We start from the raw sequence: 16383 nt of genomic DNA, 5'->3' as shown, positions 1-16383 counted from the left end.
ATACCCATGCCGGGCGCACATATAAAAGAACGGCTTCACACCGTTCTTTTTTTGCTTTCAATAAACTTTTCTAATATCAAAGGAGTAACTACTTTACACTCTCCCCCAATAAAATCAAACTCATCATACTGAAACTGCGCGACAAAATAATCCTCATTTAGAACGTATGGAAGAAACAAACGGTCACTTTCCCAAACATTTAAATTCATAATTTCATTCTTCATCATCCAATGCAGTTCGCCTTCATCACACTCAGAAATTTTACCTTCATATTGCTTCGCAACATAAACATACATCATTTCTTCTAGTCCATTAAAGTTTGGATAATAACAAGCACCTATTAAACTAGGTTCAATAATCTTTAACCCAGATTCTTCTAAAACTTCACGAATGACACACTCAAGTGTTGTTTCATTAGCCTCTACTTTTCCACCCAATCCATTCCATTTCCCTTCATGAACATCTTTTTCCTTTTTATTACGATAAAGCATTAACACTTTTTCATCTTTAAAGATATAACATAATGTTGTCTCTAACATTGTTCACCTCATTATAAAAAAAAGAGGGAAAATTCCCTCTTTTAATCATCACAAGTTAATTATTTAACTTCGTGAATTTTCATTAAGTTAGTGTTTCCTTCACCTGCAGGTAATCCAGCAGTAACTACTGCGATTTCTCCAGCTTCTAATCCAGCGAAGTCTTCAGCAACTTTAGCAGCTGTAGCTAATAATTCATCAGTGTTTGATGTTTCAGCAACAACAACTGGTTGAACTCCCCAGTATAATGCTAAAGATGTAGCTGTTTTTTCACAAGAAGTTGCAGCAACAACTGGTGCAGATGGACGGTATTTAGAGATTGCACGAGCAGTAGCTCCTGATTGTGTACAAGCGATAACAGCTTGAGCTCCTAAATCTTCTACAGTATCAGCAACAGCTAATCCCATAGCTGAAGATACGTTACGTGTAGATGAAGCCATAGCGCGAGCGATGATTTCTTGGTGATCTAAAGCTTGCTCTGTACGACGAGCGATACGAGCCATAGTTTCAACAGCTTCTAATGGATATTGTCCTGCAGCAGACTCTCCTGATAACATGATTGCATCAGATCCGTCGAAGATTGCGTTAGCAACGTCAGATACTTCGGCACGTGTAGGACGTGGATTTTTTTGCATAGACTCTAACATTTGAGTTGCAGTTACAACGATTTTTCCTGCAGCATTACATTTAGCAATGATTTCTTTTTGGATTAATGGTACTTCTTCAGCAGGTACTTCTACCCCTAAATCTCCACGAGCAACCATGATTCCGTCAACAACTTCAAGGATTGAATCCATGTTGTCAACACCTTCTTGGTTTTCGATTTTAGCGATGATTTGAGTATGAGTGTTTCCTTGCTCAGCGAAGATTTCACGGATAGCTAATACGTCTTCTGCACGACGAACGAATGATGCAGCGATGTAATCAACTTGCATTTCACATCCGAAGATCATGTCTGCACGGTCTTTTTCAGAAATGAATGGCATGTTTAATTTAGCACCTGGAACGTTGATTCCACGACGGTCTTTAATGAATGCAGAGTTTTTAACTGTACATACGATTTCTTGGTTAGCTTGATCTAATTCGTTAACTGTTAATTCAACATATCCATCATCAACTAAGATTGTTCCACCAACTTTAACGTCGTTGATTAATCCTGGGTAAGTGATAGAGAATTTTTCAGCTGTTCCTAATACTTCGTTCATAGCAACGCGTACAGTTTGACCAGCAACTAAGTCAACTCCACCATTTTCGAATAAGTGAGTACGGATTTCAGGTCCTTTAGTATCTAATAATACTGCAACATGAGTTCCTTTTTCTTTGTTGATTTCACGGATTAAATCCATACGAGCTTTTTGCTCTGCATGATCACCGTGAGAGAAGTTACAACGAACACAGTTCATTCCTGCATCAACTAATTTTGATAACATTTCTTTTGATTCTGATTTAGGACCAATTGTACAAATCATTTTTGTGTTTTTGAAAGTTTGTTTCATATCCTAGTACGCTCCTTTTAAAATATATTCAATAATCTTACTTCAATAATTCATTCAAATTAAGATAATTGTTTAGCTAAGTTATATAATGTTTCATCGAATACACGTGGTAAATCAAGTGCTTCTAAAATATCGTAATGTGTTAATTTGTTATCACGAATTCCCACACAACGTCCACCTTGACCTTCGATTAATAAATCTACGGCATAAGCACCCATACGACCTGCTAAAACACGGTCAGCTGCTGTTGGAGCACCACCACGTTGAGTGTGTCCTAAAACAGTTGCACGAGTTTCAACACCAGTGCGTTTTTCGATTTCTTTAGCTAATTCATGAGCATCTGTCATTAATTCAGCTAAAGTAACGATGAAATGTTTCTTTTGACGTTTTTTACCTTCTTCAATCTGAGCAACAATTTCATCCATATTGATTCCTTTTTCAGGAACGATTAACTCTTCGGCACCGCTAGCAATAGCTCCCCAAACAGTTAAGTCACCACAGTGACGTCCCATGATTTCAACAACACTACAACGAGCATGTGATGCTGATGTATCACGTAAACGATCAATTGCATCGACAACTGTATTTAAAGCAGTATCGAATCCAATTGTAAAGTCACTACTTACGATGTCGTTATCAATTGTACCTGGTAATGCGATACAGTTGATTCCCATCTCAGTTAATTTTTTAGCTCCCATATAAGAACCGTCGCCACCGATAACAACTAATGCTTCAATTCCATGTTTTTTCAGTTGCTCTACACCAAGTTCACGAACTTCAATGTTTTTGAACTCAGGAAGACGTGCTGAACCTAAGAATGTACCTCCGCGGTTAATGATGCCACCAACATCACTATTAGTTAATGGTTTAATATCGCCTTTAACTAAACCAGCATATCCATTGTAAATACCGAATACTTCAATATTGTTAGCAATACCTGCTCTTACAACGGCACGAATGGCTGCGTTCATACCAGGTGCATCTCCACCACTAGTAAGCACACCAATTCTTTTTACCATAGTGTTCACCTCACACTAGAATTTTGATCATCATCCATTTAATGAAGATTATTCCTCACATATTATATCAATAATTTCAATATTTATAAATCTTTTTCCTATCGGTTTTCGTCATGAAACCGCTATTATTTTGCTAAGATTGAGATTTTTTTCATTATTTCGCATATTAATTCTTCCGTTAACCGCTATCACTTTTCCTAAAAGACTTTTATACTCACTTGTATAGACATCTGAGAAAACCGTTACAGTTAATGACATGTGTTCATCAGTAATATCCATAAATGCCATCAACTTTCCTTTTTTATCTCTAATTTCTCTAAATCTTTCTACAAATCCGATAAAAGTAGCTTGTGATAGATTAATATTCATAATGTCACTTGGATAATACCAGCCATTTTCCTGGGCAGCTTTTGCTAGCATATGAATCGGATGAGAATTTAAGTAAAATCCTAATAATTCTTTCTCACGCTTCATCATTTCTAGCTTTGATAAATCCTTGTGTAAAACTTGAATTTCAAAATCAGTCTCGAATAACCCACCATCATACTTTGAAAAATCTAAGATAGCTCCTAAATTATGATGTAGTGTTGTTCTATTATATCCAAACTCATCTAATGCTCCAACATCAATTAATCCTTCATATGCTCGCTGATTCATAAATCGTCTTGTCCTAACAACAAAGTCATATACCGATTTAAACAATCCCGCTTCACGTTCCTCAATTAATTGACGCGCTAAATTCAAACCAATATGCTTAATCGGTAACAAGCTAAATCGAATTTGATTTTCTTCAATCTGATAACTCAAACCACTCTTATTCACAGAAGGAGGTAAGATAGATAAGTTTAATTGCTTAGCTTCACGAATATACTGTGAAGTATGACGCTCACTTCCAATGACATTCGTTAAAGCAACACTCATAAAATAAGCGGGATAATGTGCTTTTAAGTATGCCATTTGATAAGCAATCATACTATATGCTACGGCATGACTACGATTAAATCCATAATTCGCAAACTTTAAAATAAGAGCATATAGTTGACTGGCAATTTCAATTGGATAACCTCGTTCGACTGCTTTAGCCACAAACTTTCGCTCTTCTTCCTCTAATACATCCTTTTTCTTTTTCGAAACTGCGCGTCGTAAAACATCAGCTTCTCCTAATGTATAGCCAGAAACGACATTGGCAATTTGCATAATCTGTTCTTGATAAACAATGATTCCATAAGTGTTATGTAAGATACCCTGTAAACTCGGGTGATAATAATCCACTGGCTGTTCATGATGTTTACGGGCCGCAAAAAGAGGAATACTCTCCATGGGTCCCGGTCTAAATAAAGCATTACATGCCACAATATCTTCTAAAGACGTTGGACAAACTTTCTTTAAAACTTGACGCATTCCCTCAGACTCTAGTTGAAACACCCCAGTTGTCTGCCCCTTCGCAATCATCTCGTAAGTCTTCGCATCATTAAAATCAATAGCCGTTAAATCAAACGTTGGATCAGACTTCTTCTTAATCAATGTAATGATTTGTTGAAGCATGTTTAAATTTTTAAGTCCTAAAAAATCCATCTTTAATAGACCAATCGCTTCTAAATCCTCCGCTTCATATTGCGACACGTAAACTCCTGTTGGTCCTTCCATAATCGCTGTATAATCCGTTAAATCATGATCACTAATAATGACCCCTGCAGCGTGAATTGAAGTATGACGAGGTAACCCCTCAATTTTCATTGCTTCTTGATAAATCACTTCTAGCTTGGGATAACTTGAAAAGAACTCTCGTAACTCACGACTTTGTTCATAAATATCCTTTAATGTAACGCCAGAATAAATATATCCCGCTACTTTATTAATTAACTGAGTCTCAACATCATGAATACGCGCTAAATCACGCCAAGCGGAACGTGATTGAAATGTTCCAAATGTCGCAATCTGAACAACACATCTAGAACCATACTTAGTCTGTACATATTGAATCACTTCATCACGTCGATTATCTTGAAAATCTATGTCAATATCTGGCATGGATATACGTTCAGGATTTAAAAATCGTTCAAATAAAAGATTATATTTAATTGGATCGACATTAGTAATTCCTAAAACGTAAGACACAATCGATCCAGCAGCAGACCCCCTACCCGGGCCAACAAAAATTTGATTCATCTTCGCATACTTAATAAAATCCCAAACAATCAAGAAATAATCAGCAAATCCCATTTCCTTAATGATAGACAGCTCATAACTCAAACGATTTTTATGAACAGGTGACAGGTTATCACCATAACGTTTCATCAACCCTTTATAACATAATGCCTCTAAATAACTATCAGAAGAGGCTCCCTCAGGCGTAGGAAACTTCGGTAACAATTGCTGATGTAACGGAATCTTTACTGTACAGCTAGCAACAATCTCCTCTGTCATATCAATGGCCTGCGGACAATCAGCAAATAAAGCACGCATCTCCTCTTCCGTTTTAAAATATCGCTCCACATCTTGAATGTCAGTTTGACCAATCGATTGATTCTCCTTAATGGCTCTCAAAAAGGTTAAAGTTTTTGCATCTTCTTTCCTAATATAACGTACATCGTTTAAGGCCACTGTCTTTAGTCCAACCCTTTCAGACCAATGAATCAGATGGCGAGAGACTTCATACGTCAGATGATTAACACGTAAAAGTCCAATATAGAGATGTTCAAGGCGCTTTAAATACTGATGATAATATCTATTTAAACGTTCTTCTTGATGCTGCTCAATAGCAGAAACTAAAACACCACGTTCGCCACTCGTAATAACGATCAAGTTTGATGATTGTGCGATTACCTCTTCAACATCAGCTCCCCCATCTTCTAGTGCTGTCAAAGAAGCTAACTTTAATAAAGTTTCATAACCTTTACTATTTTTAGCTAATAACGTCCACTCATCTTCAAAACCTTCACCTCTAATCTTCAAACTCATCCCAATAATCGGTTTAATCCCTGCTTTTTGACATGCAATATAAAACTTTATCGCACTATGCATCGACCCTTCTTCGACTAAAGCCAATGACTTGAATTGATTTAAAGTGGCTAAACTCACATAATCAGCTAATTTGATAGAACTATTTAATAAAGAATAGGCTGACCGTACCTGTAAATGTGTAAATCCCATTCGAACCCCTACCATTTCTTCAAAATAAAAACATTTGTTCGCATCGATTTTAACATAGAAAAAGACCATTGGCAATTGTCAATAGTCTTTCCAAAATCATAAGATTTTATACATCAAAACGTTAGTTTAATTCTTTAACATAAGTATGACACACTTGTTCTAGTTCATCCAATAATGCTTGACAATCATCCCATGCTTTGACTATCGCACCCGATGCTTTAGGATGACCTCCACCTTCAAATCGAGCGGCTACCTCATTAATAATCGGCCCGTTTGATCGAATATTGGCACGAATACGCCCATCTTCATTTTCAAAAAAGCATACCCATACTCGAATCCCTTCGATATTAGCTAATGTATTTACTAATGCCGAACGTGTTCCAGTCGTTAATCCATAAGAATCTTGAACATCCTTTGACATCTTAAAATAAGCAACACCTGCTTCACTCACTTCAAATTGACTTAAAACAAATCCTTGGGCCTGAACAATATTTAGTGGACGGCGATATAATAATTCATGAATTTTATTACGATCAATTCCACAATCATATAAAAAGCTTGCTGCTCCTAAAGTGGCTGTTGTCGTATTGTCATATAAGAAACGTCCACTATCTGCAATAATTCCTGTATACAAATGTTGTGCAGCTTCTAAGGACATTTTCAAATCATATTGTTCTTTATTAGCTAAAAATAAACTGACAACAATTTCTGATGTCGCTGTTGCATTCGTATTTACATAATTAAGATCCGCATAGTCTTCAACCACTGGATGATGATCTAGCTTGATAAGTTTCGCACCTAACTTAAAACGTCCATCATCAATACGAGCTGAATTGGCAGTATCCATTACAAAAACCAATGCACCCTCATACTCTTCATCCTTCACCTCATCCATAACTCCCATCCATGCAAGTGATGGCTCAGTAAAACCAACAGTTTTAACAAATTTCTCTGGATAATTCTCATGAATCAAAGCCGCTAATCCTAACTGAGATCCTAATGCATCTGGATCCGGACTAACGTGACGATGAATAATAATCTTATCAAAAGCGACGATTTCGCTCCAAATTTCATTTAACATAATTTCACCTCTAACCCGTTTATCATGATTAAATTATAACATAACTAAACATAAATTGACGTTTTAATCCCTTAGCTATCAAAAAAAGCGAGATTCTTTATAGAATCTCGCTTTTTGTTATTTATATGAATTACTTAACAAATGCGTAAGTATCTTTTGCAATCATTAACTCTTCATTTGTTGGAATCGCAAACACTTTGATTTTTGAATCAGCCGTTGAAATTAACGCTTCTTCTCCCATTACGTTATTTGCTTGCTCATCTAATTGAATTCCTAAAGCACCTAAACGCTGAACAACTGCTTTACGAACTGGAATAGAATTTTCTCCAATACCTGCAGTGAAAACAATAGCATCTACACCGTCTAAGTATAAGAAGTAAGATCCAATGTAATCGCAGATACGTTTAATATATAAATTAAACGCGATTGTTCCACGCTCATCACCTTCTGCTACTAATTTTAAGATATCACGCATATCTGAAGAAGCCCCAGATACTCCATATAACCCTGATTCTTTATTTAACGCATTAACCGCTTGATCAATTGTTAAATTTTCTTTTTCCATAACGAATGGTAAAACAGCTGGATCGATATCACCTGAACGAGTTCCCATCATAATTCCTGCTAATGGAGTGAATCCCATTGTTGTATCAACTGAGTGTCCACCTTTAACTGCTGATAAAGAACCACCGTTACCAATGTGAATTGTGATAATTTTAGTATCCGCTAATGGTTTTTCTAATAACTCAGCACAACGCTCTGCTACATACTGGTGAGAAGTTCCGTGGAATCCATATTTACGTACCCCATATTTTGTATACCAGTCGTATTTTACTGGATATAAGTAAGCATCTTTTTCCATTGTTTGATGGAATGCTGTATCGAATACCGCTACAGAAACTGCATGTGGTAATTCTTTCATGAATGCTTTAATTCCTAAAGCATTTGCAGGGTTATGAAGTGGCGCTAACTCTGATAAAGCTTCAATTTCTGCTAACACTTCTGGTGTCACAACTACTGAGCGATCGAATTTCTCTCCACCATGAACCACACGATGTCCAACTCCACTAATTTCATCGTAGCTAGAAACGATTTTTAAATCTAATAAAGCTTCTACTAATAATTGAACCGCTACACTATGATCTTTAATTGGTAATACTTTTTCAATTTTTTGATCTTCAAATTTGATATTGAAAACTCCGTCTTCAAATCCGATACGCTCAACTAACCCTTTAGTGATTACTGTTTGAGCTGGCATCTCTAATAATTGAAATTTTAATGATGAACTTCCTGCATTGACTGATAAAATTTTAGTCATGACCATACCCTCCATTTTATTTGTTAAGTTTAATCCAATTTTCAATACGAGTTAGCATCTTATTAAATTGATGCGGATCATTGAAGTTTGGTAATTGTGCAATTAACACTTCATTAACTGGTTTAACCTGTTCCCCATTTTTTTGTACAATAAATAAGCTTTTTCCAAGCTCATCTTGTTTAAATAGAGTTGTCGGTAACTGTAATAAAGCTTGAATATTTGCTTTTGATGTCAGTAACTGATGAAACGCATGTGACTGAGGTTGACTAAATAAATCATTTGGAATGACGTAAAAGGCATACCCACCTGGTTTTAAATAATTTAAATGGTTCTCAATTAATAAATACGGTAGATAGTTGATCCCTTGAGCAGCTAACGTTAATCCTAATTCATTCATTTCTTCCTGTGATAAGTCTCCCTCAGGTAAATCTCCTATAATTAAATCGAGCGGATCGATAAATAATGGTTTTAACGAGCTTTGTTGATAAAACTGAACCGCATATTCTTGCATATCAGAAAGTGTACATGCAATTTTTAATAAATCATGATTGACTTCGACTCCATAAATCTCCTGTGGTTCAGTCCCTAAATGATTTAAAACAGCCGTTAATAAATTTCCAGTTCCTACTGTTAAATCACCTAGACGAACTTCATTAAAGTTTTTAACAAACTTAGAGATTAAATACCCCAAAATAAGAGCTATTGAATCTGGTGTCATAATCGCATTGGTTAAACGTTCTGATTTTAGTCCTTTCAAAATCGCTAATTGAAGCGCTTTTCTAATTTCCTCTTGCGTAAACTCTAACCCCTCTAATGTTGCATAATGTGTTTGCAAAGCTTTCTTTGACTCTTCATTTATTGATTGGTTAATCTCTTGCGACATGATATTTTGACAAGATTCACACATCGCATGTAAATAACTCATCTTAAGCTCTGAGCTAATGATCATCGAGGTTTCATCTACGAGATCAAATAGTTGTTCAATTACTTCAGGTCTAAGCACTAAAAATCACCTCTTCATGATATACACATTGATTTTACTACAACTTAAAGCCAATGTCACTGTTTTACTCCAAAAAATGTTATAACGTTTATCTTATTTTGGAGTTTGTGAAAAAGCGCTTAAACTTAAACCTCAATGAGTTTCTTCGGCAGCGCATACGCTTAATTCATCTAGATGTTTTTTAAAAAAAAGTTGTATTAGATATTTTTGGTGGTAAAGACATTCTTATTAACAACGATTTTTCTAATTTGATCTATTGTCACTTTACCGTATCATGCCTAATTGAATTTCAACACGTTTGTCTAACAGAGCAAAAAAATGAGTAAAACGGCTGTTTTACTCATTTTTTCCTTCCATTCCTTGAGATGATTTAATTCCTGATTTATCAAATTCATTCATGATACTATTAATGACTTTAGGTGCTTGATCTAATAATCGTTCATATAAAGAGGTACGTTCCTCAATATGCTTTAATTCGACACCTGATTGATTTACGACTAAGAAAGCAATTGGTGTAATGGAAACTCCACCTCCACTTCCACCTCCAAATGGGGGTTGATCATTAGATGATGTTTTACGTTCCGCTTCAAATTCACTACCACCTGCTGCAAATCCAAAACTCACTTTTGAAACTGGAATAATAGTTTCTCCATTTTCAGTTTTCACTGGATTCCCAACAATCGTATCAACGTCCACCATCTGTTTAATATTTTCCATGGAGATTTTCATCAAATTATGAATTGGATGTTCAGCCATGATATCATTCCTCCTCTAACTTAAGCATTCGTTTAATCGTTAACAATTCTTTAAAAGATAATAAAAGAACAATTATAATATCAACGATTCGAAACGAGAGTATACATGAGAGATTTAGGAAAATTGAATTTCCACTAAACTTGCTTGTCACATCAAAGTGATACGAATCAATTTTTTTCACATAACGTTCAATAAACCGATAAATATTTGCTTGAACGCCCCAAATCACTCCAAGTAGACATCCGGTTGTCATCGCGTCATCTAAACTAAACTCAACAACCGAGTCTAATTTCTGAATTCTAATTTTTGTGGTTAGCCGGATAAGAACGGTTCTCGCCTCTTTTAAAATCACCTTTCCTCGGTGAATCATTTGCTTAATCTCCTTGAAATCTAATTTCTGCTTCACCTTCTTCTCTTTAACCTTTTCTTTTTTCTTAAGCGTCACTTTTTCAACCTTTCGTCCTTTTGTTTCAGGTTGTTCAACCGTTAGCACTTTAGATTTCACCTTAACTTTAACGGCTTCCTTTACTTCAGTCTTTGTAGCTTTCTCTTCTGCTACCTTTTTAACTTCATGAATTTGTTGACTTGCCTCTTCTTTCATCGACTCACTTAAGACATCATCAACATTGACTCGATATTTAAACCATAAATATCTTAGTTCAATCCATCCATATTGATTTTGAACAAAAATTTCTATTTTAATTCTAATGAATAATAACAGAATGATAATCCCCGAGAGTACTAACAAAAAATAACCAATCCATCGCATAATCTAATCCCCTTAATTTAGTCTTTTCTGATAGTATGCTTCAAATAAAAAATTTTATTCCTGCCTTTCACTTCTCCCCCCTCCCCTCTAGCAAAAAAAGTCGCTAGCACTACTGCTAACGACTTTTCTCTTATTCAACAAATGACATATGATACTCTTTAAACCAAACATGGAATTGATATAAATAAGCAATTAATTGAGGTTGAGTCATTAATTGTCCAAACCATGGACGCGTAATAATCTCCTCATTGGTATTCGCAAGTGCCCATAATTTTTGCTCATCAAAAATCTCATGTAAAATTGAATCAGAATCACTCAATGCCTCCCTTAACAATGTTTTGATTAATTCAGTATAGTGAGGGTTATGTGTTTTTGGATATGGATTTTTTTTACGATATAACACCTCATCAGGAAGCACTCCTTCTAATGCTTTACGTAACACCCCTTTTTCCATTCCACCATAAAATTTCATCTCCCATGGAATATTGTATAAGTATTCCATCAAACGATGATCTGCAAATGGGACACGAACCTCAAGACTCGCTCCCATACTCATTCGATCTTTTCGGTCAAGAAGCGTTGTCATAAACCATTTCGTATTCAAATAAGTTAACTGGCGTTTTTCATTATTTAAGTCACTATCCCCCTCTAAAATAGGCGCCATCGCTACTGATTCATTAAATCTCTCTGTTGCATACCCAACCAAATCTAATTTTTCTTGCCACTCTGGTTTTAATAACGTATTACGGATAGCCAAATCTCGAAGCCATGGGAACATTCCATTCATTGGCTCACGATAAAACCAAGGATAACCACCAAAGATTTCATCAGCACATTCTCCTGACAAACTCACCGTAAAGTCCTCTTTAATTTTTTTACAAAACCAATAAAGCGACGAATCTACATCTGCCATTCCCGGCATATCACGAAAATGAACAGCATCCGTCAGAGCATCAGCCAAGTCTTGATTACTAATGACGCAATAATGATGATTCGTATGATTTAAATCCGAGATTAATTTAATAAAATCACTATCTTGTGACACCGTAAAATCTGTTTTTTTGAAATATTTTAAATTATCTTCATAATCAATAGAGAACGTATGAAGATTTTTCATTTGACTTGCCGCAATCGCGGTAATCGCAGATGAATCAATACCTCCTGATAAAAAAGTACACAATGGAACATCAGATACTAATTGACGCTTAATCGCATCTAATAAAATTTCTCTCGTTTTAGCAACAGTTGTTTCAAAATCATCTTTATGCTCGTTAGCTTCAAGCTCCCAGTATTGAGTCAATTCAACATGACCAGCCGAAACTTTCATATAATAACCTGGTTTTAACTCTTCAATCCCTTTATATAATCCATGACCTGGTGTATGAGAAGGGCCAACCCCTAATAGTTCTTTAAATCCTTCTAATGTTATTTCATTTTTGCGCGTATACTGTAAAATCTGTTTTTGCTCTGATGCAAAAATTAATCCGTCTGGTAATAAACAATAATATAAAGGTTTTACCCCCGCACGATCGCGCGCGACATACAGACTTTGCTCTTTACTATTCCATACGGCAAATGCATAAATCCCATTTAATTTTTCAACTACTTTTTCTCCAAAACACACATACGCTTTCAACAATACTTCTGTATCTGAATGACCTTTAAATGTATAACCTGCCTCTAATAACTCTTGACGAATTTCCTCTGTATTATATAGCTCACCGTTGTATACCATTGTATAATGGTGAAACGCCATTGGTTGTTTTCCTTGCTCAATATCAACGACTGATAAACGACGGTGTCCTAAAAATACATGTTTATCATAAAAGGTTCCACCTTCATCCGGTCCACGATGTAAAACAGCTTGCACGCAACTCATATCATAAGGTGTCTTCACCTCATTCAATTGATAATTAACGACTCCAAAAATTCCACACATCTCTACATCACCTCATCAAAATCTCTTTAGTGGGATAAAATAAAAATAATTTGTACGACATATCCTATGCAAAAACCTACGAGGTTGAAACAAGTTTTCACTTCTGTTAATATATTTTTATATTTACAAGAAAGGACATTTTCTCATATGAAACGTCTAATGATTAAAATGATTCGTTTTTATCAAAAATATATTTCTGTACAATCAGCTCCAAGCTGTCGCTTTATCCCAACCTGCTCTCATTATGCCATCGAGGCCATCGAAACACATGGTGCTATTAAAGGTGGTTATCTAGCAGCTAAGCGAATTTTACGTTGTCACCCATGGGGAAAAATGGGCTATGACCCTGTCCCATCCAAATGCTGCAAACATCATAAAGATACTCCCCATTCTCAAAAGTAAACTATTTTTTCATTTGAATAATTGACATAAAACAACAGGATTGCTATACTCATAACATTGTAAAATTCGATCGATAAAAGGAGATGAAAGGATGGATTTAATTACACTCTTTGAGTATATTGGTTTATTTGTATTTGCTGCATCCGGAGCTATTTGTGCCATGGAAAAGAAAATGGACCTATTCGGAATTTTAATTTTAGCAACTGTAACTGCCATTGGAGGTGGTGTCATTCGAGATGTCGTCACTGATGTTGGAATCCCCGTCTTTTTTTCCAACTATCAATACTTATTAGTGATCATAATTGCAACCTATTTAGTCATCTTATTTCGTGGACAAATAAAATGGAGAAATTCATTTATCATTTTAGATGCGCTCGGTTTAGCCGTATTTACTATTGCAGCGGGAATGAAGGCCATTGAATCTAATTATAATTTTATGACTTTCTTATTTGTCTCTGTCATTACAGCAGTAGGTGGTGGAGTTATTCGTGACGTCTTAGCTCAGCGAGTTCCTACCATTTTAAAACGCGAAGTTTATGCTGTTGCTTCTTTAATAGGAGCAATCTGTTTTTGGTTTATTCATCCAATACTAGGAATAACGCTAAGTTCGTATTTATGCTTAGGATTAATTTTGTTTATTCGACTTATCACGCTCTATTATCATATTGAACTCCCTTATGCAGATAAAGAAGAAATTCATTTCTAACCCGATTACATGATAAATCGGGTTTTTTCTTTGCTCTGAATTTAAAACACGGTATAATAGTTCTATAATTTTAGAAATGTAGTGGTGATAAAGTTGAATTTAATGACAATTGAAAATATAAGTAAAAGCTACTCCGTTAAAACATTGCTCAAAGATATTTCATTTGGAATCAGTGAAGGAGAAAAAATTGGAATTATCGGAGTTAACGGAACAGGGAAATCAACTCTTTTAAAAATTATTGCTGGTGTTGAAACACCTGAAACAGGAAAAATTACAAAAGGAAATCGTGTTCGCATAGAATACCTCTCACAAAACCCACACTTTGATGAAGAAGCAACCGTTTTAGAGCAAGTCTTCAAAGGAAATTCTCCTGAAATGAAGCTATTACGTGACTACCAAGAAATTCTTGATGTCTTACAAAACGAATATAATGACGAAATCAATGAACGTTTATTAAAGCTACAAGATCAAATCGACCGCTTAAACTTATGGGATTTAGAAAGCGAGGCCAAATCTGTTTTAACTAAACTTGGAATCACGAATTTCTCACAAAAGGTGAAAGAACTATCAGGGGGACAACGTAAACGTGTCGCTCTTGCTTCAGCTCTTATCACACCATGTGAATTATTAATCTTAGATGAGCCTACCAACCACTTAGATAACGAAACGATCACTAAATTAGAAGACTACTTAAATGGACGTAAAGGGTCACTCTTAATGATTACCCATGACCGTTACTTCTTAGATCGTGTCACAAACCGTATCATTGAATTAGATAAAGGAAAATTATATAGCTACGATGGAAACTATTCATTATTCCTTGAAAAGAAAATGGAACGTCTTCAATTAGAAGCAGCTATGGAAGATAAACGTCAAAACTTATTAAGAAAAGAATTAGCTTGGGTACGTCGTGGGGCACAAGCACGTTCAACCAAACAAAAAGCTCGTTTGCAACGATTTGACGAACTTAAAAATCAAGAAAAACCAACTACCCAAGAAAATCTTGATATCTCAGTTGCTTCCACGCGTCTTGGTCGTAAAATCATGGAGTTTAACCACGTCTCTAAATCTTATGGAGACCGTTGCCTCATTCAAGATCTTGACTACACACTAGCAAGAACGGATCGTATCGGAATTGTTGGACCAAATGGAATTGGAAAATCCACATTAATCAATTTAATTCGCGGAAAAATTAAACCTGATTCAGGAACCATTGATATTGGAGAAACAGTTAAGATCGGTTGCTTTGCTCAAGAAAGTGAAGAAATGAAACCAACCATGAGAGCTATCGATTATATTAAAGAGAAACGTGAATATATTGAAACAGCCGATGGAACCCGTATCACGGCTTCACAAATGTGTGAACGTTTCTTATTCGACGGACATCTACAATATTCTCAAATTGGTACTTTATCAGGGGGAGAACGTCGTCGTTTATACTTATTACGTATTTTAATGGATGCACCAAACGTCTTACTACTAGATGAGCCAACCAATGACTTAGACATCGATACATTACGCCGCTTAGAAGACTATCTTGACGAATTTAACGGAATTGTGATTACCGTTTCTCATGACCGTTACTTCTTAGATCGTATCTGTAATAAAATCTTTGCCTATGAAGGAAACGGGCACATCACTATTTATACAGGTAACTACAGTGATTACCTTGTTTTTCAAGAAGCTAACGCTTTAGCTCAAGAAGCTGCACAAGAAGAAGTTAAAGTTAAAGAAACACTAAAAGCAAAGCCACGTCTTGAGAAAAAAATTAAATTTACCTTTGCTGAGCAAAAAGAATTTGAAACGATTGATGATGAAATTGCTGAGCTAGAAGAAAAAATCTCACAATTAGATGAACAACTCGTTCAATACGCCACTGACTACGTTAAATTACAAGAAATTATGTCAGAAAAATCAGTCGTTGAAGAAACATTAGCTCATAAATATGAGCGTTGGGAATACCTAAATCAATTAGCTGAAGAAATTGAAAATTCTAAAAAATCGAGTAGGAGATAATTAATTAATTTAATCATCGTCCTCTCACACCACCGTACGTACGGTTCCGTATACGGCGGTTCTATTTTATCTCTAAATATGAACGGTTTGATAGTGGTCTAGTAGTGATTCTAGACCTCTTCTTTTTAGTCTTTCATTCGTGATGGTTCGACATAAAATAAATGAGCGAGCGACTCTCGCATATCCTTT

13 protein-coding genes are annotated in these 16383 nt (G+C 35.5%); 3 read left to right on the top strand and 10 right to left on the bottom strand.

The window, feature by feature from the left end; all coding sequences use genetic code 11:
- Positions 1 to 35: 35 nt before the first annotated feature.
- The 10 genes from NEH74_RS09325 to asnB all read right to left on the bottom strand — a co-directional run bounded on the left by NEH74_RS09325 (position 36) and on the right by asnB (position 13070).
- Complete coding sequence (locus NEH74_RS09325) at positions 36 to 539, bottom strand: NUDIX hydrolase (protein ID WP_055305740.1); 504 nt, start codon at positions 537 to 539, stop codon at positions 36 to 38.
- Between the two features lie 59 nt (positions 540 to 598).
- Positions 599 to 2032 (bottom strand): pyruvate kinase, encoded by a 1434-nt coding sequence (pyk, locus tag NEH74_RS09320; RefSeq protein WP_055243859.1) that lies wholly within the window; start codon positions 2030 to 2032, stop codon positions 599 to 601.
- Between the two features lie 59 nt (positions 2033 to 2091).
- Complete coding sequence (gene pfkA / locus NEH74_RS09315) at positions 2092 to 3051, bottom strand: 6-phosphofructokinase (RefSeq protein ID WP_055243861.1); 960 nt, start codon at positions 3049 to 3051, stop codon at positions 2092 to 2094.
- 111 nt (positions 3052 to 3162) lie between these two features.
- Positions 3163 to 6273 (bottom strand): DNA polymerase III subunit alpha, encoded by a 3111-nt coding sequence (gene dnaE / locus NEH74_RS09310; RefSeq protein ID WP_238581303.1) that lies wholly within the window; start codon positions 6271 to 6273, stop codon positions 3163 to 3165.
- 52 nt (positions 6274 to 6325) lie between these two features.
- Positions 6326 to 7285, bottom strand: coding sequence for a DHH family phosphoesterase (locus NEH74_RS09305; RefSeq protein WP_055305742.1), 960 nt, complete (start codon positions 7283 to 7285; stop codon positions 6326 to 6328).
- Between the two features lie 130 nt (positions 7286 to 7415).
- Complete coding sequence (locus tag NEH74_RS09300; protein WP_055305748.1) at positions 7416 to 8603, bottom strand: acetate/propionate family kinase; 1188 nt, start codon at positions 8601 to 8603, stop codon at positions 7416 to 7418.
- A gap of 16 nt (positions 8604 to 8619) precedes the next feature.
- A complete protein-coding gene (locus NEH74_RS09295; protein WP_055243868.1) occupies positions 8620 to 9606 on the bottom strand; it encodes a class I SAM-dependent methyltransferase in 987 nt (328 codons plus the stop codon).
- Between the two features lie 336 nt (positions 9607 to 9942).
- On the bottom strand, positions 9943 to 10362 hold the full coding sequence (ytfJ, locus tag NEH74_RS09290) for a GerW family sporulation protein (RefSeq protein WP_055243870.1): 420 nt from the start codon (positions 10360 to 10362) through the stop codon (positions 9943 to 9945).
- Between the two features lie 4 nt (positions 10363 to 10366).
- The gene (locus NEH74_RS09285; protein ID WP_055305743.1) at positions 10367 to 11131 is read right to left on the bottom strand and encodes a DUF2953 domain-containing protein; all 765 of its coding nucleotides are present in this window, start codon (positions 11129 to 11131) and stop codon (positions 10367 to 10369) included.
- Between the two features lie 130 nt (positions 11132 to 11261).
- Positions 11262 to 13070, bottom strand: a complete 1809-nt coding sequence (asnB, locus tag NEH74_RS09280; protein ID WP_055305744.1) for an asparagine synthase (glutamine-hydrolyzing) — start codon at positions 13068 to 13070, stop codon at positions 11262 to 11264.
- Between the two features lie 147 nt (positions 13071 to 13217).
- Here asnB and yidD point away from each other — a divergent pair, with 147 nt between their 5' ends.
- From yidD to NEH74_RS09265, 3 genes are all read left to right on the top strand, one after another.
- The gene (gene yidD / locus NEH74_RS09275; protein ID WP_055305745.1) at positions 13218 to 13472 is read left to right on the top strand and encodes a membrane protein insertion efficiency factor YidD; all 255 of its coding nucleotides are present in this window, start codon (positions 13218 to 13220) and stop codon (positions 13470 to 13472) included.
- 91 nt (positions 13473 to 13563) lie between these two features.
- Positions 13564 to 14178, top strand: coding sequence for a trimeric intracellular cation channel family protein (locus tag NEH74_RS09270; protein ID WP_055243886.1), 615 nt, complete (start codon positions 13564 to 13566; stop codon positions 14176 to 14178).
- A gap of 102 nt (positions 14179 to 14280) precedes the next feature.
- The gene (locus tag NEH74_RS09265; protein WP_238581304.1) at positions 14281 to 16194 is read left to right on the top strand and encodes an ABC-F family ATP-binding cassette domain-containing protein; all 1914 of its coding nucleotides are present in this window, start codon (positions 14281 to 14283) and stop codon (positions 16192 to 16194) included.
- Positions 16195 to 16383: the final 189 nt, after the last annotated feature.

This window comes from Turicibacter sp. GALT-G1 (assembly GCF_025594995.1).
GTDB classification, from domain to species: Bacteria; Bacillota_I; Bacilli_A; order MOL361; family Turicibacteraceae; genus Turicibacter; species Turicibacter bilis.
This window is presented reverse-complemented; position numbering and strand designations above follow the sequence as displayed.

Coding starts and splice junctions, on each gene's coding strand:
- NEH74_RS09325 (WP_055305740.1), bottom strand. CDS start 539: ATGTTAGAGACAACATTATGTTATATCTTTAAAGATGAAAAAGTGTTA.
- pyk (WP_055243859.1), bottom strand. CDS start 2,032: ATGAAACAAACTTTCAAAAACACAAAAATGATTTGTACAATTGGTCCT.
- pfkA (WP_055243861.1), bottom strand. CDS start 3,051: ATGGTAAAAAGAATTGGTGTGCTTACTAGTGGTGGAGATGCACCTGGT.
- dnaE (WP_238581303.1), bottom strand. CDS start 6,273: ATGGTCTTTTTCTATGTTAAAATCGATGCGAACAAATGTTTTTATTTT.
- NEH74_RS09305 (WP_055305742.1), bottom strand. CDS start 7,285: ATGTTAAATGAAATTTGGAGCGAAATCGTCGCTTTTGATAAGATTATT.
- NEH74_RS09300 (WP_055305748.1), bottom strand. CDS start 8,603: ATGACTAAAATTTTATCAGTCAATGCAGGAAGTTCATCATTAAAATTT.
- ytfJ (WP_055243870.1), bottom strand. CDS start 10,362: ATGGCTGAACATCCAATTCATAATTTGATGAAAATCTCCATGGAAAAT.
- NEH74_RS09285 (WP_055305743.1), bottom strand. CDS start 11,131: ATGCGATGGATTGGTTATTTTTTGTTAGTACTCTCGGGGATTATCATT.
- asnB (WP_055305744.1), bottom strand. CDS start 13,070: ATGTGTGGAATTTTTGGAGTCGTTAATTATCAATTGAATGAGGTGAAG.
- yidD (WP_055305745.1), top strand. CDS start 13,218: ATGAAACGTCTAATGATTAAAATGATTCGTTTTTATCAAAAATATATT.
- NEH74_RS09270 (WP_055243886.1), top strand. CDS start 13,564: ATGGATTTAATTACACTCTTTGAGTATATTGGTTTATTTGTATTTGCT.
- NEH74_RS09265 (WP_238581304.1), top strand. CDS start 14,281: ATGACAATTGAAAATATAAGTAAAAGCTACTCCGTTAAAACATTGCTC.